Origin of the sequence: Paraglaciecola hydrolytica, assembly GCF_001565895.1 — a bacterium.
GTDB classification, from domain to species: domain Bacteria; phylum Pseudomonadota; class Gammaproteobacteria; order Enterobacterales; family Alteromonadaceae; genus Paraglaciecola; species Paraglaciecola hydrolytica.
On sequence record NZ_LSNE01000005.1, the window covers coordinates 894,326 to 916,887 of the forward strand.

At 43.0% G+C, this 22,562-nt stretch carries 18 protein-coding genes; 6 read left to right on the top strand and 12 right to left on the bottom strand.

What is annotated here, in order from left to right; all coding sequences use genetic code 11:
- Positions 1–2: 2 nt before the first annotated feature.
- The 7 genes from AX660_RS11975 to AX660_RS12005 all read right to left on the bottom strand — a co-directional run bounded on the left by AX660_RS11975 (position 3) and on the right by AX660_RS12005 (position 11,044).
- Positions 3–2,354: a putative bifunctional diguanylate cyclase/phosphodiesterase gene (locus AX660_RS11975; protein ID WP_235594727.1), complete on the bottom strand. Its 2,352-nt coding sequence runs from the start codon at positions 2,352–2,354 to the stop codon at positions 3–5.
- Positions 2,347–2,991 carry a methylamine utilization protein gene (locus AX660_RS11980; RefSeq protein WP_068376868.1) on the bottom strand — a complete coding sequence of 215 codons (645 nt, stop codon included), beginning with the start codon at positions 2,989–2,991 and terminating at the stop codon, positions 2,347–2,349. The genes AX660_RS11975 and AX660_RS11980 overlap by 8 nt, the downstream gene beginning before the upstream one ends.
- Positions 2,992–3,221: 230 nt before the next feature.
- The gene (locus tag AX660_RS11985) at positions 3,222–6,578 is read right to left on the bottom strand and encodes a FimV/HubP family polar landmark protein (RefSeq protein WP_162266419.1); all 3,357 of its coding nucleotides are present in this window, start codon (positions 6,576–6,578) and stop codon (positions 3,222–3,224) included.
- A 507-nt stretch (positions 6,579–7,085) separates the two neighbouring features.
- Positions 7,086–8,102, bottom strand: coding sequence for an aspartate-semialdehyde dehydrogenase (locus AX660_RS11990; RefSeq protein WP_068376874.1), 1,017 nt, complete (start codon positions 8,100–8,102; stop codon positions 7,086–7,088).
- Positions 8,103–8,146: 44 nt separating this feature from the next.
- A complete protein-coding gene (locus tag AX660_RS11995; protein WP_068376877.1) occupies positions 8,147–9,271 on the bottom strand; it encodes a 4-phosphoerythronate dehydrogenase in 1,125 nt (374 codons plus the stop codon).
- A 108-nt stretch (positions 9,272–9,379) separates the two neighbouring features.
- Positions 9,380–10,288: an alpha/beta fold hydrolase gene (locus AX660_RS12000; protein WP_068376880.1), complete on the bottom strand. Its 909-nt coding sequence runs from the start codon at positions 10,286–10,288 to the stop codon at positions 9,380–9,382.
- Positions 10,289–10,291: 3 nt separating this feature from the next.
- Positions 10,292–11,044 (bottom strand): class II aldolase/adducin family protein, encoded by a 753-nt coding sequence (locus AX660_RS12005; protein WP_068376882.1) that lies wholly within the window; start codon positions 11,042–11,044, stop codon positions 10,292–10,294.
- Between the two features lie 82 nt (positions 11,045–11,126).
- On the opposite strand from AX660_RS12005, the gene AX660_RS12010 reads away from it, so the two are divergent.
- Complete coding sequence (locus tag AX660_RS12010) at positions 11,127–11,852, top strand: Crp/Fnr family transcriptional regulator (protein ID WP_235594728.1); 726 nt, start codon at positions 11,127–11,129, stop codon at positions 11,850–11,852.
- 68 nt (positions 11,853–11,920) lie between these two features.
- Here AX660_RS12010 and fabB read toward each other — a convergent pair whose 3' ends face one another.
- Positions 11,921–13,135, bottom strand: a complete 1,215-nt coding sequence (fabB, locus tag AX660_RS12015) for a beta-ketoacyl-ACP synthase I (protein ID WP_068377175.1) — start codon at positions 13,133–13,135, stop codon at positions 11,921–11,923.
- 222 nt (positions 13,136–13,357) lie between these two features.
- Here fabB and mnmC point away from each other — a divergent pair, with 222 nt between their 5' ends.
- Positions 13,358–15,388 carry a bifunctional tRNA (5-methylaminomethyl-2-thiouridine)(34)-methyltransferase MnmD/FAD-dependent 5-carboxymethylaminomethyl-2-thiouridine(34) oxidoreductase MnmC gene (gene mnmC / locus AX660_RS12020; RefSeq protein ID WP_068376888.1) on the top strand — a complete coding sequence of 677 codons (2,031 nt, stop codon included), beginning with the start codon at positions 13,358–13,360 and terminating at the stop codon, positions 15,386–15,388.
- 469 nt (positions 15,389–15,857) lie between these two features.
- Here the strand turns inward: mnmC and AX660_RS12025 are convergent, their stop codons facing one another.
- The 4 genes from AX660_RS12025 to AX660_RS12040 all read right to left on the bottom strand — a co-directional run bounded on the left by AX660_RS12025 (position 15,858) and on the right by AX660_RS12040 (position 18,173).
- Positions 15,858–16,052, bottom strand: coding sequence for a hypothetical protein (locus AX660_RS12025; RefSeq protein WP_068376891.1), 195 nt, complete (start codon positions 16,050–16,052; stop codon positions 15,858–15,860).
- A 119-nt stretch (positions 16,053–16,171) separates the two neighbouring features.
- Positions 16,172–16,456, bottom strand: coding sequence for a YfcL family protein (locus AX660_RS12030; protein WP_068376895.1), 285 nt, complete (start codon positions 16,454–16,456; stop codon positions 16,172–16,174).
- A 15-nt stretch (positions 16,457–16,471) separates the two neighbouring features.
- A complete protein-coding gene (locus AX660_RS12035) occupies positions 16,472–17,635 on the bottom strand; it encodes an ATP-NAD kinase family protein (protein WP_068376898.1) in 1,164 nt (387 codons plus the stop codon).
- Positions 17,628–18,173 (bottom strand): elongation factor P hydroxylase, encoded by a 546-nt coding sequence (locus AX660_RS12040; RefSeq protein ID WP_068376901.1) that lies wholly within the window; start codon positions 18,171–18,173, stop codon positions 17,628–17,630. Before AX660_RS12040 ends, AX660_RS12035 begins: the two co-directional genes overlap by 8 nt.
- 212 nt (positions 18,174–18,385) lie before the next feature.
- On the opposite strand from AX660_RS12040, the gene AX660_RS12045 reads away from it, so the two are divergent.
- The 4 genes from AX660_RS12045 (at position 18,386) to AX660_RS12060 (ending at position 21,660) form a co-directional block, all read left to right on the top strand.
- On the top strand, positions 18,386–19,102 hold the full coding sequence (locus tag AX660_RS12045; RefSeq protein ID WP_068376904.1) for an FFLEELY motif protein: 717 nt from the start codon (positions 18,386–18,388) through the stop codon (positions 19,100–19,102).
- A 1-nt stretch (position 19,103) separates the two neighbouring features.
- On the top strand, positions 19,104–19,568 hold the full coding sequence (locus tag AX660_RS12050) for an acyl-CoA thioesterase (protein WP_068376908.1): 465 nt from the start codon (positions 19,104–19,106) through the stop codon (positions 19,566–19,568).
- 68 nt (positions 19,569–19,636) lie between these two features.
- Positions 19,637–20,722 carry a retropepsin-like aspartic protease family protein gene (locus AX660_RS12055; RefSeq protein WP_235594729.1) on the top strand — a complete coding sequence of 362 codons (1,086 nt, stop codon included), beginning with the start codon at positions 19,637–19,639 and terminating at the stop codon, positions 20,720–20,722.
- A gap of 80 nt (positions 20,723–20,802) precedes the next feature.
- Positions 20,803–21,660 carry a substrate-binding periplasmic protein gene (locus tag AX660_RS12060; protein ID WP_068376914.1) on the top strand — a complete coding sequence of 286 codons (858 nt, stop codon included), beginning with the start codon at positions 20,803–20,805 and terminating at the stop codon, positions 21,658–21,660.
- Positions 21,661–22,562: the final 902 nt, after the last annotated feature.

Below are 22,562 nucleotides of genomic sequence, written 5' to 3' on the forward strand. Positions count from 1 at the left end.
ATTTATGCTTCCACCCGATGAAAGTTGTGATACCAGGTCTCAAATTGTGCCGCCGGTAAGGCCTTACTTAAATAATAGCCCTGAGCCTTGGTGCAATTAATACTTTGTAAAAACTCCAAAGTCGCTAAGTCTTCAACCCCTTCAGCGACAGTTTGTAAGCTGAGGTTTTGTGCTAAGGAGACCAAGGTTTTGACCATAATTTGATCGTCTTTGTTGTTAGCTAAATCGAGTACAAAGGCTTTATCAATTTTGAGTTCATGTACCGGCATTTTTTTCAATTGAGCCATAGACGAAAAACCTGTGCCAAAATCATCTATGGATAAAATGACTCCCATAGAGCGTAAAGTATGCAAGGCTTTTAGGGCATTTTCTGGATTACCCATCACGGCGCTTTCGGTGACTTCTAAGGTCAATAAATCGGCGGCTAAATCATACTTACTGAGCAGTTTGGCAATGTAAGCGGGCAACTGCATATCCACTAAATCCATAGCCGAAATATTTACCGCCAAACTTAAAGTGATATTCTGACTCTGCCAGTTTTTTAACTGCATACAGGCCGTATTGAGCGCCCAGTGGGTAACATGCCGAATGGCTCCGGTTTGTTCCGCCAAAGGAATAAAATCATCAGGAGCAATAAAACCATGCTGGGGATGGATCCAGCGGATCAAACATTCGGCAGTTGTAATTTTATTGTCTGCAATGGCTAACTTGGGCTGATAATAAAGTTGCAGTTGACCGGCGACTAACGCACCTTTTAACTCCGACATTAAACTTAAACGCATCACCGAATGTTTATTTAATTCAGGCTGATACAAGGCATAACGGTAATGCTGGTCTTTACAGCTATACATCGCAATATCAGCACATTGCAATAGTCCTTGCTCGTTAATGGCATGCTCAGGATAAACTGCCAGTCCGATACTCACATCAATGTCCAGATTCAAACCATCAACAGCAAAAGGCTGCTCAAATAACGCCACCACAGCTTGGGCAATCGCCTCAGGATCGGCCTTGCGACCTTCTTCATTCAAAGCCTCAATGATGATACCAAACTCATCACCACCTAAGCGGGCAAAAAAAGCCTTAGTACCTGTATAGGTTTTTAATCGCTGGGCAATCATTTGTAATAGGTGATCCCCCTTTTCATGGCTGATGGTGTCGTTAATTTCCTTAAAACGATCCACATCCATGGTTAATACGATAAGTTTAGCGGCAATGTTTTGCTCAATACTACGGGTGATATGCTGATGAAACTGGATACGGTTAGGCAAACCTGTCAGCTCATCAAAAAACGCCAGATGATTTATCTCTTTTTCTCTTTCAATAATGCCATTTTGCATGTCATTAATTGCCGCAGTCAGGGTCACAACTTCTTTTGTATTGGATTGTGGAAATTGTTGAACATATTTACCCAAGCTGATTTTTCTAGCGATAGCAATCAAGTCTTCTAATGGCCGTGTAATAGTGCGCGACATTACTATCGCACTAATTAGGGCTAACACCCCCGCCACACTCAAGATGATCACTAGCTGTTCAATCAAACTTTGGGTAGACAAATAAGCCTTGGTTTCTTGAGTGGCCAACAAGGTATAAACCGGACTCTCGCCCCATCGCCCAAGCTGACTGCTGCCATAAATGTAGTTTTCATCTGCCAGAGTTAGCTCGTGTAATGTTGGAGCGATAACAATCGTGTGACTGCCAAGCTCTGTCGCTAGTTGCGGGGCAAATGTTGATGTCAGAATAGTGGCGGTGTCTGGATGATAAACACTGATTTGCATATCAGTGAGGCTCACTAACTTTTGATCAAACAATCTATCAGCGCGAATCCCCATAATCAGCCAGGCATTGTTTTGTACTGAGCTTTCTACAAATTTAAGCGCTACGGCTTCTAACAAATAAAACTGCCCGCCATGTTGGTACCAATGCAAACCAGACTGACGCAGTTCACTTAGCGCGTTTTCATCCATCACACTGTTATCTTGAGAGCTCACGAGTGGCACATAATCAGCGTCTAATACCCAAAAAATATCGGCTAGGGAGCGTGCCTGAAAATTTTCCATCGCTGAATACAATGACTTTTTATCGTCAGCTGCCGTAGCGATTAATTGTTTGATACTGAAATCTTTCGCTAGGATAATTAGGTTTGAGCGTAATACTGAGGCTGTGTTAGAGATTTTTTCTGCTACTACACTGGCTGAGGTTCTAACATGGGACTGCAATTGTTCAGTAGAGTGGTTATACGTTGCACGCCATACAAACAGCACTGTTACCAATACAATCAGTGTCAGCAGGCTCAAAAAAATCAAGGCCATACGCCGCTGTAAAGAAAAATGCCTGAGGGACGTTTTACTCATAGTCGTTGACATCGGCAGGCACAGCTTCGTATTGGTTTACATCTGGCAGCAAGGCTTGGTCTAGTTGAAAGTGCAAGCTTGTGTCGCCATTCACCACTATTATCTGTTCAAGATTTTTACTGTTTGCTTTGATACGTGGATGCCAGATATTCAAACGATACTCACCCTCGACCAAGTCAAACTGTGTTTGCCCCTGACGATTGGTTTTTGCAAAATATGGAGTATCTACCACCAGTACATAACCCAGCATCCAATCATGAATATTGCAGCCTAGCTCGACTATCCCGGTTTTACTGAACAATAAAGGGTTAGCGTCTAAGCCGCGATACAGTTGTAATTCAAAGGTCTTGGCGGGAGAAAACGAATAAACATGATGTTTGATAGAATCAGAATTTGGAAAACGGATTTGACTATCTTTTTGCACCACCAAGATGTGAGGAGAAAACTGCCTATCGATCTGATCCATAATCGCTACGCTGTGTGGTGTAGATGGTGATAATGCCTTAGTTGGTGTGAGGTAGATCACGGCATTTGGCATCGCCTGATTATCTTGAGTATGCAATTCGATGTGCAACTCTGCCGCGCTAACGAGGCTGTTTAATTGAGTCAAAAAAAATAGTAAAAAAAACTTCTGCATATATTTCTCGTTATTATTTTTTTACTAATCAAAAGGATAGTCAAAAATTACGACTGGATAAAGCAAGACTACCATAGAAAAAAACTGATTAACCAGCGAGATTTATAGCCACTTAGCAAAGCAGACAGAATTAACTGTCAATTTCATTCATTAAAATACACACACTAATATTGGCGAGTGGGATGAGAGGGGTTTTTGACCCTTAACTTAAGAGTAAAGTCCGTAAAAGTTTACAGGGTCGATAAGCTATTGAGGATGGTTTGCGCTTCTGACTTTTGTTGCTCGTTACCACTTTCAATCACTTCTTCAAGTAATTCAATGGCCGATTCGTTTTCACCAATTTCGATATAAGCATGAGCCAGATCCAGTTTAGCGCCAATGCCACTGTCGCCGTCTACATCAACAGACTCTCCCTCGGCTGACTCTCCAAAAAACGCAGCCAAGGGAGCTGAGAGATCTAAATCTTTATCCGCGGGGGAATCATTATCTTCTGAGTCACTGTCATTTAATAAGGTTTCAACATCGAGAAAATCATCTTCATTGTTATCTTGTGTGGACTCTTTAGCACTTTTACTCGGTGCGGCTTGTTCTGATACCTCTGGCTCTTCTGACAACAGGGCGCTGATATCCAAACCATCCAACATGGGATCGTCATTTTTATCATCCAAATCAATGGCACTGAGTAGTTCATCAAAGTTGGCTTCTTCAAGCTCATCAAGTAATGACTCGTCTTCATGGCGACTGTTGTTTTGCGCGGATTTTTTAGCGTTATCCTGTCCAGATGATTCACTTAGCCAGTCACCCAGCCCAGGCATATCATCTAGCTCATCACTTTCATCGTCATCGTCTAGTTCGTTGTCTTGCTCATCTAATTCGGCTAAAGCTTGTTCTAACAAAGCGTCATCAGGCTCTTCATCCGAGTCGTCTGTCTGAGCCGGCTCTGGCTTATTGTCAGCGTTTTTGTCGGTGGATTTATGCTGGACAAAATCCTCTGCGACCATGCCAAATTCTAAATCATCGAAAGAATCTAAGGACGAGGATTTATTCGAAGTAAGGTCTTCTAATACCGCATCGAGTTCTTGTTTTTCAAAGTCTTCCAGCGCTTTTTCAAGTTGATCTTCATCTAAGCCGTGTTCATCTTTGCCATGATTGCTGAGCTCTTGCTGATTTGACTCGTCGTCGGCTTCGCTGTCATCTTCGTCATCTAATTCATTTCTTTCGTGCAGGTCTGAATCAGCAAGTACTGTTTCTTCTTGTGGCGCTTCTGCTTCTGCTTCTGCTTCTGCTTCTGCTTCTGCTTCTGCTTCTGCTTCTGCTTCTGCTTCTGCTTCTGCTTCTGCTTCTGCTTCTGCTTCTAACACGTCATCGGTTTCGAGTTCGGCGTCAGCAAGCTCTAGTTCATCATCTTCTGACGTTTCTAAGTCCGCGTCTGCTAACTCTGCCTCAGGTAATAAGTCCTCTGCAGCTCCACTGATTTCTAATTCTTCTTCGTCATCTTGTTCGGGTGATACTTCATCACCTTCGACATCGACAACTTCACTTAAGTCATCCTCGCCAATGTCATTACTTAACTCAGATTGACTGGTTTCTCCTAGCTCATCATCTGCAAGTTCGTCATCTTCCAGTTCAGTTTCATATTCGGTAAATTCGGCCAGGTTAGCTGGTGCAGGTTTATCATCTTGCTCATCAGCCACAGGTTCAGATGCAGCTGAAGAGGGACTTGATGTGGCATCATTTGGTGATTGCGCAGTATCGTCGTCTAATACATCAAGGAAATCGGGTTCAAAACCACCTTCTTCGTCAAACCCTTCTGCCAGTGAATCTTCATCCAGCTTTTTAATACTGGGCTGCACAATCTGATCTTGCTCGTCATCATCATCTCCATCATCGCCCATCAGATCGCGCATTTGCTCTACTTGCTCTAACTCATCAAGCAAATTGCCGGTAATATTGTCCAACTCAGCATTTTGTGCGGCAATTTCTTTATCGAGTTGCTGCAACATTTCTTCGTTGATTTCTTCGCCATCATCAGTAGTACCGCTGTGACTAATCTTTGTGTCCGGCCCATCAAACAACTCTTCAATGCTGATTTCGGGTGGTTCTTCATGGTCGGTAACTTTAGTGATAACACTGGCTGCTTCTGCTGGTAATTCTGCGAGTTCAGGCTCAGCCAAGCTATCGAGCTCGTTTTCTTCTACAAGTGCGGTATCGATTAACTCGGCTTCACTGCCATCATCATCAACTTGTTCGGCTATATCGTCATCTTCGCCAAATAAACTATCAAGTTCACTTTGCTCTATTTGCGCAGAGCCTTCTTCAAACTCATCTTCTTGCTCTTCAGGCTCCAGTAAGTCATCGCCCAAGTCGTCAAAATTATCCAGTTCAGCTTCAAAGCTATCTTCAAGAGAGTCATCCAAGGCTTCATCTAAGGATTCACTTAATTCTTCAGCAAGGACATCGTCGATTAAATCATCTTCACCAAACAGATTATCGTCGTCTAGGTCTGTGTCATCTAATTCATCCGACAACTCATTACTCAGGGCATCAGAGAGATCGTCCATCGCTGAATTATGACTATCTAGCTCAATATCATCATCCTCAACAATATTAACTGAGGTTTTGCTTACAGTGGAATTGCGGCGCATAAGCCAATAAGCAAAACCACCTAACAGTGACAGCGACAACATGGTGCTAAGACCAATATACAACCACGCATCATCTAGCCAACTTGACTGGTTTTGTGTCTCTGTTTCTTGTTGTTGCATTGCATCTTGGGCGCGGGATTTGGCTAACAACTCTTCAATACTCTGCCCCATCTGGGTCATCTTTTGAGTTCTATCCTCCTCATCAGCGCGCATTTCATTGATATCGGTATTGACTTTATCCAGTCGCTCAAAAAGTTTTTGATTTTCGTCGAGGATCGCTTGGGCATTGGTAATTGATTCGGCAAATTGCTGCCGTATTGCCATAAACTGGCGAGTCTGTGCCTCATCGAGCGCACCAAGTTTTTGTTCGATAAGCTGTTTGGTTTCGGCAAATTCATTTTTACTGCTGTTTGCATTGCCACTTGCAGCAGATGCCATATTTTGTGCGGGAGTAGCACCTGTATTATCGGCAACTACATTGCTATTAGCCGTTTTTGTCCCATTGAGCTCTTTTAAACGTTGCTCGTCACGCTCGAAACGCAGCAGGGCATCGGCTTTATTAATGCTGGCGATATACCTTTCAGGCGGGAGCTCAAGCACATAACCATCTTTCATTAAATTCAGATTGTCATATTCAAAGGCATTAGGGTTGAGCTGGTAGATGGCATACATAACCTGATACATCGACAAATTTTTGTTTTGACGATGACGTCCAGCAATTTGCCACAGAGTATCGGCCGAAGTAATGGGGCCATAGGTAAATTCAGACAGCGTAATGCTGCCATCAGCATTAGTAATAGTATTGATATCGTAAGTACGATTGTTGCTATTGGCGTTATTGTTTGTATTACTAGAGCTTGTATTGTTAGCACTATTGTTAACAACAGGCTTACTGTTTTTTGGCCCCCTGACTTGCACTTCCGCCGAATAGGCAACAGACACAACAAAGCTAAGACAAGCCAACAGTGTTATTACTCTGTTTAGCATTAGCCTAGTCAAGCTTGATATCTCAATCTGGTTTGTGTCATGTATTTTGCTATTCCGCGCAGCACTGATAAATCCCATTATAAACCGGTGAATGTCAGTATGATGTCGCTCATGAACGACTATAAACCTGACCAATGCAACGGATATTTATACTTATAATTCTGTTAGTTAGCGATAAAACAAGAGCTAAACCTGCGTCAAATAAGTGTCATTGCGCATCTTATTAGCACACCTAATTAACAAATACTTAGCAAATCACATTCCAACATTTGCTCATGCGCTAAAAATCATCCGCTTAACTATAAACCAGATGCGAATTGGGATCTAGAAAGCACAGAACTAAGTCTGCTATTGGTTCATCATTTTGCACAATGGACTATTAGGTAATCGGCATATCAGGGGAATTCATAAGCGCCGTATACTAGGATATATATGGCGCTTATGGGTTAAAACAGGTTTTAACTACATGTAATCGCGGATCAACACTTCGGCAATCTGAATACTGTTAGTAGCAGCACCTTTACGTACGTTATCCGAGACTACCCACATGTTAATACCATTGGGATGGCTGATATCGTTGCGAATACGTCCAACAAAGACTTCGTCATGGCCACTGGCATTACCAACTTGGGTTGGAAAATCTTCACGCTCTGCCAGCAATTTGACACCTGGGGCATTAGCCAACAAGTTTTTAACTTCTTGCGCATCGATGGGCGAACGGGTTTCTAAATGGATAGCTTCGCCATGACCAAAAAATACCGGTACACGTACGGCAGTGGCGTTAACCAAAATAGAGTCATCACCCATGATTTTTTGGGTTTCCCACACCATTTTCATTTCTTCTTTGGTGTAATCGTTATCCATGAATACATCAATTTGTGGAATAACGTTAAAGGCAATTTGACGACTAAAGGCTTTGGTTTGCACTTCTTTGCCACTGAGTAGAGCAGCAGTTTGGTGAGCCAGTTCGTCCATGGCTGATTTGCCAGCACCAGACACCGACTGATAAGTAGAAACGTTTATACGCGCAATACCCACTGCATCTTGAATAGGTTTTAAGGCCACCATCATTTGAATGGTTGAACAATTAGGGTTAGCGATAATATTACGGTTTCTAAAATCAGCTAAAGCGTGAGCATTCACTTCTGGTACAACTAAAGGAATATCAGCTTCGTAGCGATAGTGAGAGGTGTTATCGATAACCACACAACCCGCATCTGCGGCTATAGGGGCATACTTTGCAGATACACTGCCACCCGCCGAGAAAAAGCCTAACTGCACTGAAGACCAGTCAAAGGTCTCAGCATCCAGTACCGTCACATCCTTACCTTTAAAAGATACTGTGCCACCAGCAGAACGAGAACTAGCTAAAGGATAAAGTTTGTTGATCGGAAAATTCCGTTGTTCCAGAATTTCGATCATATGCTGACCAACTAAACCAGTAGCGCCAAGCACAGCAACATCAAAGGCACGAGACATGTTAAAGGTACTCCTCTTAAAAATTTAAAGTAAAAAATAGCGAATTATTCGCCCTTGGCAAATCCGAGGGCGTAGATTGCCTTTGATTGGGCAAAATTTCCAGTATTAACCTTGATCGCAGAAAACTCTCTTCTTATAGGGTAGTGTTTTCTGATATATCCAAACTGTTCGGCGCTGTTCACCGTCGCCATAAACTCTTGGTTATCACTGGCAATATTGTAGACTTCTAAGACTAATTGTTCGAAATTTTGCCAAGCACTTAACTCTGGCTTAATCGCCAAACAGTGGAGTTCCACCGGCAAATAATCACTGAGCTTTTTAGTGGCAGGCACTTGGTATAGTTCACACACGGCCTGATAGAGCATCTCGGTACCACGGGCTTTACCTTCTATGGTATGGCCAGCAATATGTGCCGTACCTAAGGCCACATGAGGTACAAGATCCAAATTAATATTGGGTTCGTTTTCCCATACATCCAACACTAAATTGAGCTTTTTACCTTGCTCAAATAAAGCCAATGCCCCAGCGTTATCTAAAACCTCTCCACGGCAGGCATTGATCAAAACTTGTTGTTCATTTAACTGTGCCAAACGTAAGGCATCAAACAGTTTAGCCGTAGGATATTTACCTTGGGTAACAAGCGGCACATGCAGGGTGATCACGTCACATTGCATGATGCTATCCATGTCAACAAAACTGCGCTGATCACCGGCATCTTGCAAAGGTGGATCGCAAAGTTGATACGCAATACCTAAGGCCGTCAGTTTTTGTTGTAAGGCAGTACCTACATGACCTGCCCCCACTATACCCACGGTTTTATCTTGCAGTTGCCAGCCAAGTTTATTAGCCATGATAAATAAGCTGCTTAAGACATACTCTGCTACCGCCACCGCGTTACAGCCTGCAGCTGATTGAAACGGAATACCCCGCTCTGTCAGATATTTTTTATCAACATGGTTGGTACCAGCGGTAGCCGTACCCACAAACTTTAAATTGCGAGTATGAGCCAGTAATTCAGCATTGACTTTGGTTGTTGAACGTACCAGCAGTACGTCGGCATCAGCTAACTGTTTGGCAGTAATCGATTTATGCGAAAACACCTGACAATCACCCAGATCAGCAAAAAATTCTGCCGCATAAGGCATGCTATCTTCGTAATAAATTTTCATGGATTTCATGGATAAGGCTGCCGTTCTTTATGCTGCAAAATAAAGGGCGCTAGTATGCCACGATGCAGCGTTAGGTAAAGTTTGCTGACACAATTTTTATAGAAATATTCAGCTTTGAATACCCTGTAAAAAATCACGATAACAACGTAATACTTCATCGGGAGCTTCGAGTTGGGGATAATGCCCCACATCCAGCAAAGCCGTTTGTGCTTCGGGGATCACTTCAATATACCTATCGAGCATATGACGACCTGAGATTGGATCCTGTATACCATTAATAAAATACAGAGGCACTGTCGAAGTGATCATGGCTTCCACCCACCGTTCGCCCCACTGATAACGTTCATCGATATATCGCAGTATGTCAGGTATGACTAGGTGACCATCATTGTGTCGTAGCAATTGCCAAATCATGTCGATTTCTTGCTGCATGGGCGGGGTGTCTTTGCCAAAAATTTTAATAAAACTTTTTTCCAGACTACTTTTGCTCAGATATTTCACTACCCATTTTCCCAACCAACTTTTTAATAAGCGCTGGGCTAACAAGGGGCGATGACAGGCTGGGAATATGCCGCCATTGAGAAAACACACTGACTTTAATCTAGCCTGTGGTAACTCTGTGTTTTCTAAACGTCTAGTCGCTTGCCGATACAGCAATTCTTGCGCCACCGAATCACCATAATCGTGGGCCATAATGTGATAATCACCCACGCCTTTTTCTTGTAACAAAGCTTCAAAAATATCGGCCTGTTCTGACAAGCTATAACGGTGTTGACGGGGTTTAGCCGACAAACCAAAACCTAGCATATCGGCGCATAACAACGAATAATCCCGCGCCAAATACTTCCATTGATAATGCCAATCCCAAGACGCACTAGGGAAACCATGGATAAACAAGATAGTTTGTTGTTTATTATTGGCCGTCGCGTCATAAGATTGCCAATAGGCGATCTTATGACCGCATAACAGACTGGTTTTAGCTTCTTGCTGATAACGTTCGAAACTGAGTGAGCTCAAAATTTACTGATCATATCCTGGGTACATACGGTCTAATTTACGCAAAATACCAGGCCATGCCAAGCCTCCACCGGCAGAACGTGTTACTTGCTGCGCTTGTGCCCTTATTCCCGCTAAAATAGTGTCAGGAATAGCTAACAATTCGCAGCCTGTCAATTGCGCTTTTAATTGAATTTCACATGCGCGCTCAAGTAAATACATAAACAAAAAAGCATCGGCAATGGTGGTAGCACAAGTTAATAAACCATGGTTGCGCAAGATCATAAAGTTAGTTTGCCCTAAGTCAGCTACCAAGCGTACTTTTTCATCTTGGTTTAAGGCAACCCCCTCATAGTCGTGATAAGAGAGAGATGATAGTGCAAATAAGGATTGCTGGCTTATGGGTAACAAACCTTGTTTGGTAGCGGAGATAGCAATACCCGCCGCAGTGTGCAAATGCAATACACAATGGGCATCTTCTCTGGCCTCATGTACCGCGCTGTGGATCACAAATCCGGCAGGATTTATATCAAAGTCCGAATGCATGACTTTATTACCTTGCAAGTCAACTTTCACCAAACTCGACGCAGTAACTTCCTCAAACATCATACCGTAAGGATTAATCAAAAAGTGGTGTTCAGACCCAGGTACTCGAGCTGAAATATGGGTAAAAACCAAGTCATCCCAACCGTACATAGCAACAGCACGATAACAAGCGGCTAAATCAACTCTTAACTGCCACTCCTGTGCTGAGACTTGCTGTTTAACTGAATTCATATTATCGCTCTCCATTGATTGTTAATTAATTGTCACCAACATAAGCGAAGAGCCCTATAATAAACTGTCGCCAAATAGACAATTGGATAAACTAATCACTATGGAATTTGATTTGCTGCTCCCTACCCTACAACAAAGCCAATGGTTTAGTAGTTTGCCCATTGAATTACAACAAACAATTGTGACAACAGGGACGACTAAACAGCTAAAACAAGGGCACTATTTGCATCGCAAAGGCGATAAAGTGGATGGTTTATATTGTTTAATAAGTGGCAAACTGCGTGTTAGTAACCTAACACTCGCTGGACAAGAACTGATTTTAACTTGGCTACAAGTAGGTAATTGGTTTGGCGAAATATCGATGTTTGATGGTTTGCCCCGCACCCATGATGCTATTGCCGAACAAGACTGTATTTTATTGAAGTTATCCAATCAAGATTTCGAGCAATTGTTAGCTAAACAACCCAATTTATATCCTCATTTTATGCGTTTGCTGTGCCAACGTGTGCGCACAACATTCAAACTTATTGATGAAATGGCTAGCCTGTCATTAAAAGGGCAGCTCTGTCGGCGTTTGTTATTGTTAGCAGAAGGTTTGGAGCTGTGGCCTACAGGCAGTATCATAAGTGATGCAGGTTTATTTAAGCTCACAATTTCACAAGAGTCTTTAGCCCTAATGCTGCATAGCTCACGACAGACAGTGAATAAAATATTGAAGGAGTTACAGGCTGAAGGCCTATTAAAAGTCCACTATGGGCAAATCACCTTATTTGATAAATCAAGGTTATTGAGTTTGAGCCAAGTTTAATCATGACTTAAGAATCAAAAAAAGCCGTTCAATTGAACGGCTTTTTGAAATTCAAACACGCTAAAAAATTACGCTTTGTATTTTTGCATCACCAAGGTTGCGTTAGTGCCACCAAAACCGAAGCTGTTTGACATTACTGTCGTCAATTCAGCTTGGCGAGTAGTGGTTACTACATCCATGCCGACTGCTTGCTCATCTAGTGTTTCAATATTAATTGAAGGCGCAATGAAGCCGTGTTCCATCATCAAAATACTATAGATAGCTTCGTTAACACCCGCAGCACCTAAAGCATGGCCTGTCATGGCTTTAGTTGCACTCAATGGAGGTGTGTCATTGCCAAATACTTCACGGATAGCCCATAACTCTTTGACATCACCTACCGGTGTAGAAGTACCGTGAGTATTGATGTAATCGATAGGTTTATCTAAACCTTGCATGGCTTGTTGCATACAACGCACTGCACCTTCACCAGAAGGAGCGACCATGTCTGCACCATCTGACGTTGCGCCATAACCAACAATTTCACAGTAGATTTTAGCGCCGCGAGCCAAAGCATGTTCGAGTTCTTCAACTACCACCATACCGCCGCCGCCAGCACCGACAAAACCGTCACGGTTAGCGTCATAGGTACGTGAAGCTTTGCTTGGATCATCATTGTACTTAGTCGACAAAGCGCCCATGGCGTCAAATTCTGCTGACAAGGTGAAATGTAATTCTTCACCACCACCAGCGAAAATAATATCTTGTTTACCTAACTGAATTTGCTCAAGGGCATTACCTATACAGTGAGCACTGGTAGAACAGGCTGAACTAATCGAATAATTCACACCTTTAATTTTGAACGGTGTGGCTAAACACGCAGAAACCGTACTACCCATACAACGGGTAACCATGTATGGCCCAATACGCTTTACACCTTTTTCACGCAGGATATCAACAGCTTCAACCTGATTTTGTGAAGAAGCTCCACCCGAACCCGCGATAATGCCGGTACGTACGTTAGATACCATGTCTTCGCTCAGGCCTGAATCTTCAATGGCTTGTTGCATAGCAACATAAGCGTAACCAGCGGCATCGCCCATAAAACGCTTAATTTTACGGTCAATAAGTGCATCAAGATCAATATTAACCTTGCCCCACACATGGCTGCGCATACCAGCTTGCTCAAACTCCTCTGAGTAAGTAATACCCGAACGCCCATCTCTAAGAGACTGTGTGACTTCTTCTTTATTGTTACCGATACTGGATACGATACCAAGTCCAGTGATTACCGCTCTTCTCATGCTTAACCCTTCAACTAAAATTTGCCGCATATTTTAATGATTTTACCGTGTAAACTGGTCTGCTCTTTACTCGGCTGCTTTACCTACAGTTACTGATTCTAACTGACATTGTCTTGTAATGATAATTTGTTGCAACTAACTCGATACCTTAAACTACCCCCACAGCTTAGGCTAAGCCGTATTTAATAGCATTATGATGACAGTCAACAGGAAAAATAGTTCTTGAAAGTAATACACGCCGCTATTCATTTTAATCAAAATGGCACCCCTTTTGCGGAAAAATTTGATGATCTGTATTTCTCTGACTCATTAGGCATTGAAGAAACCCAGCACGTATTTTTACAGCATAATCAACTACCTCAGCGCTGGGATGATTGGCCTGCAGCCCAGTTTGTCATCGCTGAAACCGGCTTTGGTACAGGTTTAAATTTTTTAGTTACGCTGGCGCTTTATGCTCAACTGCACACTCAGAAAAATATTGCTGATTTCAAACTGCATTTTTTAACCGTGGAAAAATACCCACTTAAAAAAACGGATTTAATCCAAGCTCTAGCACTTTACCCAGAGTTAAGTCTGTTTAGCCAAGAATTGATCGAGCAATACCCCATCAACGTGGGTGGCTGTCATCGCCTTGAGTTTTTTAATGGCAAGGTAAGCTTGGATTTATGGCTAGGTGATGTGCATGACGTGCTACCCCAATGGTCTGCAGGTGAATTTGGCATAGTAGATTGCTGGTATCTGGATGGTTTTGCACCGAGTAAAAACCCAGAAATGTGGACTCAAGATTTATTTACGCAAATGGCTCGGCTTGCAAAACAAGATTGCACATACGCAACTTTTACCGCCGCGGGAGTAGTGAAACGAGGATTGCAGGATGCTGGTTTTTCAGTTGAAAAACAGCCTGGCCACAGTCAAAAACGCCATAATTTACGTGGTAAGCTAATCAGTAAATCAGCAATGCGCTGGCCCAAACCTTATTTTAATCGCGCTCCTGCTTACCTAAGCGACCTCAATAAAACCAATCAAGCCAAAATTGCCGTAATCGGTGGCGGTTTAGCCGCGGCAAATTGTGCTTATGCCCTGAGCCAACGAGGTCTTAAATGTGATGTTTATTGTCAAGATGCAACCATAGCACAAGGCGCATCGGGTAATCATCAGGGCGCGCTCTACCCTCACCTTAATTCGGTAGCCAATACAGCCAGCCAATTTCATGCCTTAGCCTATTTATATGCCAGTCGGTTTTATCGGGCCTTGAACAAAAACGGCAACGCATCTGCGCCCCCTTCTTTTGCACATCAATGGTGTGGCGTGATCCAGCTAGCCTTTAGCGACAAGGTAGCCCAACGTTATCAAAATCTAATTGAACAAGGCGTGTGGAGCGAAGAGTTAGTACGTTGGTTAGATCCAGCTGAAGCCAGCAACATCGCCAATATTGAGCTGCCTTATGCGGGTTTGTTTTTCCCTCACGGCGGCTGGCTTAATCCTCCTGCTTTGGTTAAGTCATTGTTTCATCAAGCTAACACTGAAGTACATTGTGCCAAACAACTTCAGCATTTAACGCAGATAAACCAAGGTTGGCAGCTTAGTTTTAGTGATCAAAGTCAAGTAGACGCGGATATCGTGATCCTCGCTACCGGCAGTGATTTTGCGAATATTAAACAACTCAGCACCATGCCTCTCAACGGTGTCAGAGGTCAGGTTGAACACATAACGAGTAATGCCGAACTTAGCCCTTTAGCCACTGTTATCTGTCATAAAGGTTATTTAACACCGGCATATAACAATATCCATGCCTTAGGATCGACCTACATCAAAGGCGATTACAATTGTGATTATCGGGTGACTGAACAAAGCACTAATCTGAATATGCATAAAAAGTCTCTTGCCTTAAGTGACTGGGCCCAACAAATTTCAGGGCAATGCCAAGGGCGCGCGGCTGTCCGTTGTGGCACGGCCGATCACTTACCCATGGTTGGTGCGATCCCCGATACAGCCAGTCAACTACAACAATATCCTGATCTATATAAGGCCTTGCCTGCTCAGCGTTACCCCGTCGCTAAAGATTACACCAACCTTTACATGCTTAATGGATTAGGCTCCCGAGGGCTTACCACTGCGCCACTACTGGCAGAAGTTTTGGCGAGCCAAATCTGTGCCGAGCCTTTGCCCCTGCCTATCACAATACTTGATGCCCTCAATCCCAATCGTTTTTTGATCAGAAGCCTTATCCGGCGAGAGTTCGAAATTGACTAAATCTCTAGCCTATATGCAGCTACCGATGGTTTTAATGTTAATCGCTGTGCAAAAACAGAAGTGTCCGTTAATCGGTCGAAAGTTTTCATTGCAGAAGCGTACCAAGGTCAAATAGAAGCACTTAAACGCCAGCAAGAACTTGACGAATTATTTATATCACAGGGCAAAAAACGCTTGTTAGCTGAACAAGAACTAGCGAACTGAGTTGACGTGAATTTGCCGCCAGCGTTACCAATATAGGTAACGACGGAGGCACTATTGATGGCGTCAAGTTTATGTAATACCAACTCCATTAAATAACTGTACACTCAGCGAGAAATTAATGGAATTGGTATAAGTTGGGTGGGCTCTATTTGTTGGTAATGAGTTTTGAAGTAGAGGCAAGTTTAACGCTGAGTTCAGAGGGTACAACACTAATAGGTAGAATGTATGTTGACAGCAACACCTTTTTGGTGAGTTTATTTAAACGTTAACGAGTGATGCGTGAATAGCTGTCAATCAGCGGATGAATTTCACTAACGGGTAAACCCAGAACTATAGCTAAATCATCTTGCCTAACATGAATTTTATATTCATCAATAAGCATAAAAGCGCCAGTTTCGTCTTTGCCATCTGGAGCAAAACGCAAGGTTCCGTATTTGTTTATTAATCCGTTAAAATCCATGACTTACCCAACAATTCCGCAGAGACAAAAAACCAACAATAGCGTTTTTTTGTCACTTAGCAAGTTTTACAGACCAATAAATTAACCGCCAACTTGTAAGTAAATATCTCAGTGATGCATCAAGCCAACACAGATTCCAGAGAAAATAGTTGATCAACTAAGGTCTTAGTTTCGATTTGATCCTGTAGTTCAAGTTCTTGTTTCGCAAAAGCATTTTCTAGGCTTGCCAGTAAAACGGCTTTAAACTGCTCCACCGATTGCATATTTTGTTGGGCAACGGTAGCCAGTACTAATGAAAAATGGCCATGTAAATAACCAGCAATAAAAAGCTGCTGATCACTGCCCTTGTCTACTACATCACTAAAATAGGTTTCTGCGTGTTCTACTATCGTTGTAATTGTCATTGGTGTTTCTACTTCTTAACTTAATTGCTTACTAGGTAAATTTTCGAGATCAGCCAGCGGGTAAAGCACCTGATCACGGTAACCGGTGATCACCGGCATCAAACCAGCCAACTCACGGTCCAACTGCATATCACCACTATCAGAAACTAATGCTTTGCCAGCCAGACTATTAAGTTTATTTTTAGTGGCAATCAACAAAATGTTTTCTTTACCCACAAAACGGAGCACAGCCGGACTGAGTTGCTGATTACCACGACCAAAGATATGGCCTTGACCACCGATTAAAGTGATCACTAATTTTGTTGCTTGATTTTTTACGTAATCGAGTAATGTGTCGGCAGTCAAGTCACTGGCGATTAGCTGCCGATCCTTGACTAAATCAACCCCCAGCAAGGTATTAGCAAGGCCAAGCTCCTGCATCACAAAATCCACGGTGGAGCCCGAACCCATAATAAAATAATGCTGTGGATGTTCAGCCATGATATCGATTATGTGGGCGGCGATATCAGTGAGTACCAGTTCGTCTGATTCTTTGCCTCCCATTTTAACCGCCTGTATATAACGCAATTCTGTCGGAACTTGCATCTCGCCATATTGCCGCGCATTGACACGCCCTTGGCGGAAGAGATCCTCGTCGATGTCCATAACATCAGCTTGATTCAAACTAACTATTTGTCCTTGGATCACCTGAGACAATACTCGACCAGCCGCTTGTGGAGTAATGGCATAAACCCCTGAATGAATTTTACAACCTGCAGGCACTCCTAATACGGGAATATGCTGGTCAATAACATGGCAAATATTACGAGCTGTACCATCGCCACCGGCAAATAATACTAAATCTACGTGCTGAGCTAACAAAGCCTTTGCCGTGGCTTCGGTATCGCTGCCTTCGGTTTGTATGTTGTTACTCTGGTATACCAAGGTATAGGTAAACCCCATGGCTTTGGCTAAGTCTTCGCCCATTTCACCGGCCGCCGTCAATATATGTACCTTGTCTTTTAATTGGCTAATTTCGTCCAGTGCCAAACGGGTTTTGTCAGCGGCTTTTTTTTGTGCGCCTAACGCTAAAGCTTTGCTGCGGATCTCAGCACCATCACTGCCTTTTAATGCCAGCGCACCACCAATACCAGCATAGGGGTTAATAATCAGACCAAGTGTAAAGGGTTTGTCAGACATCAAAATCTCGCTCTGTTGGTTTTGCTGTACCGTAAAAAGCGACTAAAGCATCGATAAATATTTGAGCTCTGGGAGGAAATCCATTCTGTATATAAGCGATTGCCTGTTGACGCACATTATGCGTAAAACCAATAACATCCACTGGCGCACCATTAAGATTGTCGGTGCTCACTCTGAAGTTTTTGCCACAAGCCACTGAAAATGCCCACTCAATGGCCTGAGGCTTGATTTCGACTTGCTCAAATTCAACTTGTTGCTTTGCATCACGTCCATCCGGACTGTACCAGTAGCCGTAGTCTTCTAATAAACGGCGTGTTTTACCTGCTAAACACCAATGGGCGATCTCATGTAAGGCACTGGCAAAATAACCGTGAGCAAAGATGATGCGATGTTGCCGATGTTGTCTGTCAGCCGGCAAATAAATAGGTTCTGCCTCGCCTCTGACTAAAATGGTATTTTCGCTACGTGAAAATGTTTGGCCAAATAAGTTGATTAAATCCTGATAGTTAAATACTTGCTCTTTAACACCCTTATCCATAAAACAAAGGGGTGCTGTAAGTTCAGCCAAGGACAAGCCGGATTCTCGTGATGATATGGGGTAATTGTGTGTACTTCTCATAAGGGCGCGCATTTTAAACTGAAGCCCTGATGACTTCCAGCTATTGTTTTCAGAGTTATATTACGCCAAGCTATGGCAAGTTTTATAGGCTCACACCGAGTAGAGCTATCAATGGAAGTTATTCCTAGTCTATGACGGATATTAGTAAACACATTCTACGTCACCTGCATAGCGTACATACCATGCAGGAAATTGCCGAAAAAGCCGGTCTACTAAGTACTATCAGCGCGGTGCAAAGTTGGCAATGTCAGCGATTATTACTCAGCCATCAGGCGATTTATCAACAAAAAAATTACCAAGTCGCCTTGGATTTTTTTGTACATGAGTTATATGGCCCCAAAAATTTCAGCCAACGAGATCAGGACATAATACGAGTTGTGCCCAAGATGGCTTTGTTACTGCCTGTTAGCGCATTACAGTCTTTGGCTTCTGCCCTAGAATTAAATGCTTTAACTTATGAACTCGACTTTGCCTTAGCTAAACAGCTGAAAGACCAAGCATTAGATGACATCATCATTAACCGTGAGACTTACCTTGCTGCGTATCGAGCCTGCAACAACGCCAATATGCGCCAGCAACAAATTCATCTCATTGAAGTTATGGGCAAAGATTTAGCTCAAGCAGTCAATATACGTGGTGTTTCGAGTTTACTGATGTTATCCCGCAAGCCAGCCAAAATAGCGGGGGTTTATACCCTACATCAATTTATCGACTCTGGTTATAAAGCCTTTAAACCCATCAGCAATGTTGACGATTTTATTTTACCCATAGTACATTTTGAACAAGGATTAAAAGATCAGATGTTTGACCTGAATATGCCTAACCCCTTGCCCACCCTATTGGCCTAAAATGCCAGTACCACTTACACAACTTAACTGGCGTTATGCTCAACCTTTTGTCACCCAGTGGACGGTTACTAGCGAGCAAATCGATCATTATGGTCATGCCAATAACGTGGTTTATGTGAGTCAGTTAGAAAAAGTTGCCTGGGCACATTCTAATCAGCTAGGTTTAACCATCCAACAATATCAAGCCTTAGATCGTGGCATGGCAATTAGTCGCCATGAAATATCCTATCTGGGTGCAGCTTATTTAGCTGATCAAGTTGCTTGCGCAACTTGGATTGTAGAATGTGACCAAAGATTAAAACTAAGCCGTGAATTTCAGTTTATCCGCCTTAGTGATGGTCAAACACTGCTCAGCGCCCGTACTGATTTTGTATGCATCGCCTTATCTACCGGCAAAGCTAAGCGTATGCCTGCCGAGTTTGCGCACATTTATGGGCAGGCTAAAATTGCGGTTACGGTACAATGAGGGGCCATCCTCTTTTATGGCTAATTTGTTTAGTGTCAGTGACATTAAACGTATATTTGATTTATGGCATGACTTCAGCTTCAAAACCCTATACTCCCCCTAAAAACCAAGCAAGCCCGGCAGGCAATCAAACACCTGCTAATCATAACCTTGCACCTGATGAAAATGTACTTTCACATCAAAATGACAACATAACGACTTTAACTGCACAACGAAAATCAGTTCCGCAAAATGACAATCGAAGTGACCTGTTAGCGCAGGCTGCAAGTTTACTGCTTGAAGAAGATTACACTGAATTGCGCCTGTTACTACGTGACTATTTACAGCAACACCCCTTAGATATGGATTTTTTATTACTCGAAGCCCAGCTCAATGTTAAAACTGAATTGCTCAGTGATGCTATTGCTCATTATTACAGTCTAACTAAGCTACCAATGAGTGCGGCGCAATATCAGGAAATACACAACCGTATTAGCGAACTAAGTGGCCAGACGATTAGTCAGTTACAACGCGCTTACAGTTGGGATACTTTGGCAATATTTGTTGAACCGCTATTACAACTCGAACCCCAAAACCGCAGTTATATACTCGCCTTAGCCGAGGCTTATGCCCAGCAAAATCAATTTAATCTGATGGAAAACATTCTGGCGAGTCTTGATTTTGACGACCCGGCATCAGAGCGAATTCGTCAACTAAATTTAACGGCTTCATCTGCCAATGAGTATGGTGGGGATGATTCAATGTCCGCCGACAGTACTGCCCACAAAGCCGCCAATATGAGCATTAAATTACTGCAAATAGGCGACCAATATATTGTTAACGGCCTATTGAGTGGCAATAACGTGGCCTTACTGATTGATACAGGAGCCTCAATTACCGCCCTCTCGCGACAATACTTTAATGGCTTAAGCAACCGCCATAAAGTCAATTTTGTTGGCCGCTTTAGTGTGAATACTGCGTCTGGGCCAGTATTAGCTCCCATGTATCAATTCAGTGAGTTGAAACTAAATCATGCTGTGGTCGAGAATATTTCAGTCGTCGTTTTGCCCATGCGTAACATAGATAACGTAAATGGCTTATTAGGTATGAACTTTTTGCGTGAGTTTGATTTTAAGATTGATCAGCGCAAATCACAGTTGTTACTCAAACGATAGTTGTCTATGCTCGCAATGAATTACGGCAAACATTTTACACTGTCTCCAATACTCACAATGTTCAGGAATAAGACTTAGTCATGAAGTATATTTGGGCCATCGTATTTTTAATTTGTAGCACTTTACCAGCCTATCTTAGCCTTGATCTATTCAACTCTAATGAACACACTCAAACTAAACAAACCTTAGTCGTTGAAAACCTCGTCAATCAACAAATCTGGCCCAGCCTTACACTGCTAACAGAGCATAGTCCACCAGGTGGCTATCTGGATGATTCAGGGAAAGTTGCAGGTAACACTGTCGAACTGCTACGCATTTTAAGTGAGCGTTTAGGCGAAAAAACCAATATCGAACTACTTCCCTGGGCTAGAGCACTTGAACTAGCTAAAACCCAAACTAACATTGGCTTGTTTGAAACCATCAGATCAGCAGAACGGGAAGACTGGTTTCATTGGGTAGGGCCACTCAAAATTTACGACATTGCTTTGTATGCACGGCAAGGCAAAATGTCAGCGCCACTCACTAAACAAAACATCAATAATAAACTCATTGCCTGCGCCAATCGCGGCTCAAGTTATGTAAAGTATCTTGAAGATCTGGGATTTCGTATTGGCATTAATCTGGTGCAAACGGTTAACGAAGATAACTGCGCAAAATTAATGATCCAAGGAAAGGTAGATGTTGCACCCTATAATGAGCGCTCAATTGAAGATTTAGCGTCACAACTCGATCCACAAATAAAACTTATGCCCGTTTTTCCCCTATCGCAAATTTCCCTTTATTTGGCATTTTCCAAAGATGTCGATACCAAAAGGGTGCAACAATGGCAACAAGCTCTCGAACAAAGTTACCGCGATGGCACCATGCGCCGTTTATATACAGGTACTTATAATGAAAAGCAGATCAAACGCTTAGAAGATATCGTAAAAAAACATTAACAGGAACAAGCCTCTCTGCAGGAGAAGATTAATCTCTTTTAGTAATTATATAGGTCGGCTACGTCAGTAGCACTTGGCTAATCGTTGCTTAGAGTCCTATGACGCAGTACTCGATGTTTGTAGCAAAGCTTGGAATAACTTTATTAGCGATCTAAACCACGTTAGCAGAATGTACTCTCGAGATTGGTTGGTGATCAACCATTAAGATGGGATGGTATTACGAGAATCTGTATTGTATAACACTTTATGGGTATGGTTGCCCTTTGGGATTTGCTCTGCGCGGCAGCGCTTAGAATGAAGTCACCTTAATCAAGTTCAATAAAGGCCTGTTGTTTTGCGACCATCAGAAACGAAAAAAGCCACCCTATTAAGGTGGCTTTGTTCTAATTGGGAGCCTGGCGGTCGACTGCAGGGATGCAGGAGGTAGGGCGAAGCAGGATGCCAGAGCCGAGTGCTACTCTCACATGGGGGTGAAACTGGATTTTTTAGCAACGTAGTTGCGCCCAGTTGAACGGCACCACATGCGACCACCATGGATGGTGGAAGGTAGAATAACGCAGGAGCAGTTATCGAGATGTTGTGACTGGTGCGCAACACCAAGGACGGGTTGTTACTTTGAAGTTTATGCACAACGATGCAACTTAGCAGTTTCCCGATGGGTATGGGTGAGGGCGGAGGCTTTTGCGAAGCGCAGCTTTGCCCGTCTGAACGACCGACAAGGATGTCGGGCTGGTTAGTTCACCAGGGAGGGCTTGATACTCGGAAGCCTAAATTTCTGGCATAAAAAAAGGGCTACCCTTGCGGATAGCCCTTAATCTAATTGGGAGCCTGGCGGTGTGCTACTCTCACATGGGGAGACCCCACACTACCATCGCCGCTAATGCGTTTCACTTCTGAGTTCG

Excerpts from the sequence above, each read along its gene's own strand:
- AX660_RS11980 (WP_068376868.1), bottom strand. The coding sequence starts at position 2,991 with ATGCAGAAGTTTTTTTTACTATTTTTTTTGACTCAATTAAACAGCCTC.
- AX660_RS12035 (WP_068376898.1), bottom strand. The coding sequence starts at position 17,635 with ATGTCTGACAAACCCTTTACACTTGGTCTGATTATTAACCCCTATGCT.
- AX660_RS12060 (WP_068376914.1), top strand. The coding sequence starts at position 20,803 with ATGAAGTATATTTGGGCCATCGTATTTTTAATTTGTAGCACTTTACCA.
- AX660_RS12005 (WP_068376882.1), bottom strand. The coding sequence starts at position 11,044 with ATGAATTCAGTTAAACAGCAAGTCTCAGCACAGGAGTGGCAGTTAAGA.
- AX660_RS12050 (WP_068376908.1), top strand. The coding sequence starts at position 19,104 with ATGCCAGTACCACTTACACAACTTAACTGGCGTTATGCTCAACCTTTT.
- AX660_RS12055 (WP_235594729.1), top strand. The coding sequence starts at position 19,637 with ATGACTTCAGCTTCAAAACCCTATACTCCCCCTAAAAACCAAGCAAGC.
- AX660_RS12040 (WP_068376901.1), bottom strand. The coding sequence starts at position 18,173 with ATGGATAAGGGTGTTAAAGAGCAAGTATTTAACTATCAGGATTTAATC.
- AX660_RS12025 (WP_068376891.1), bottom strand. The coding sequence starts at position 16,052 with ATGGATTTTAACGGATTAATAAACAAATACGGAACCTTGCGTTTTGCT.
- AX660_RS12045 (WP_068376904.1), top strand. The coding sequence starts at position 18,386 with ATGACGGATATTAGTAAACACATTCTACGTCACCTGCATAGCGTACAT.
- AX660_RS11990 (WP_068376874.1), bottom strand. The coding sequence starts at position 8,102 with ATGTCTCGTGCCTTTGATGTTGCTGTGCTTGGCGCTACTGGTTTAGTT.
- AX660_RS11995 (WP_068376877.1), bottom strand. The coding sequence starts at position 9,271 with ATGAAAATTTATTACGAAGATAGCATGCCTTATGCGGCAGAATTTTTT.
- fabB (WP_068377175.1), bottom strand. The coding sequence starts at position 13,135 with ATGAGAAGAGCGGTAATCACTGGACTTGGTATCGTATCCAGTATCGGT.
- AX660_RS11975 (WP_235594727.1), bottom strand. The coding sequence starts at position 2,354 with ATGAGTAAAACGTCCCTCAGGCATTTTTCTTTACAGCGGCGTATGGCC.
- AX660_RS12030 (WP_068376895.1), bottom strand. The coding sequence starts at position 16,456 with ATGACAATTACAACGATAGTAGAACACGCAGAAACCTATTTTAGTGAT.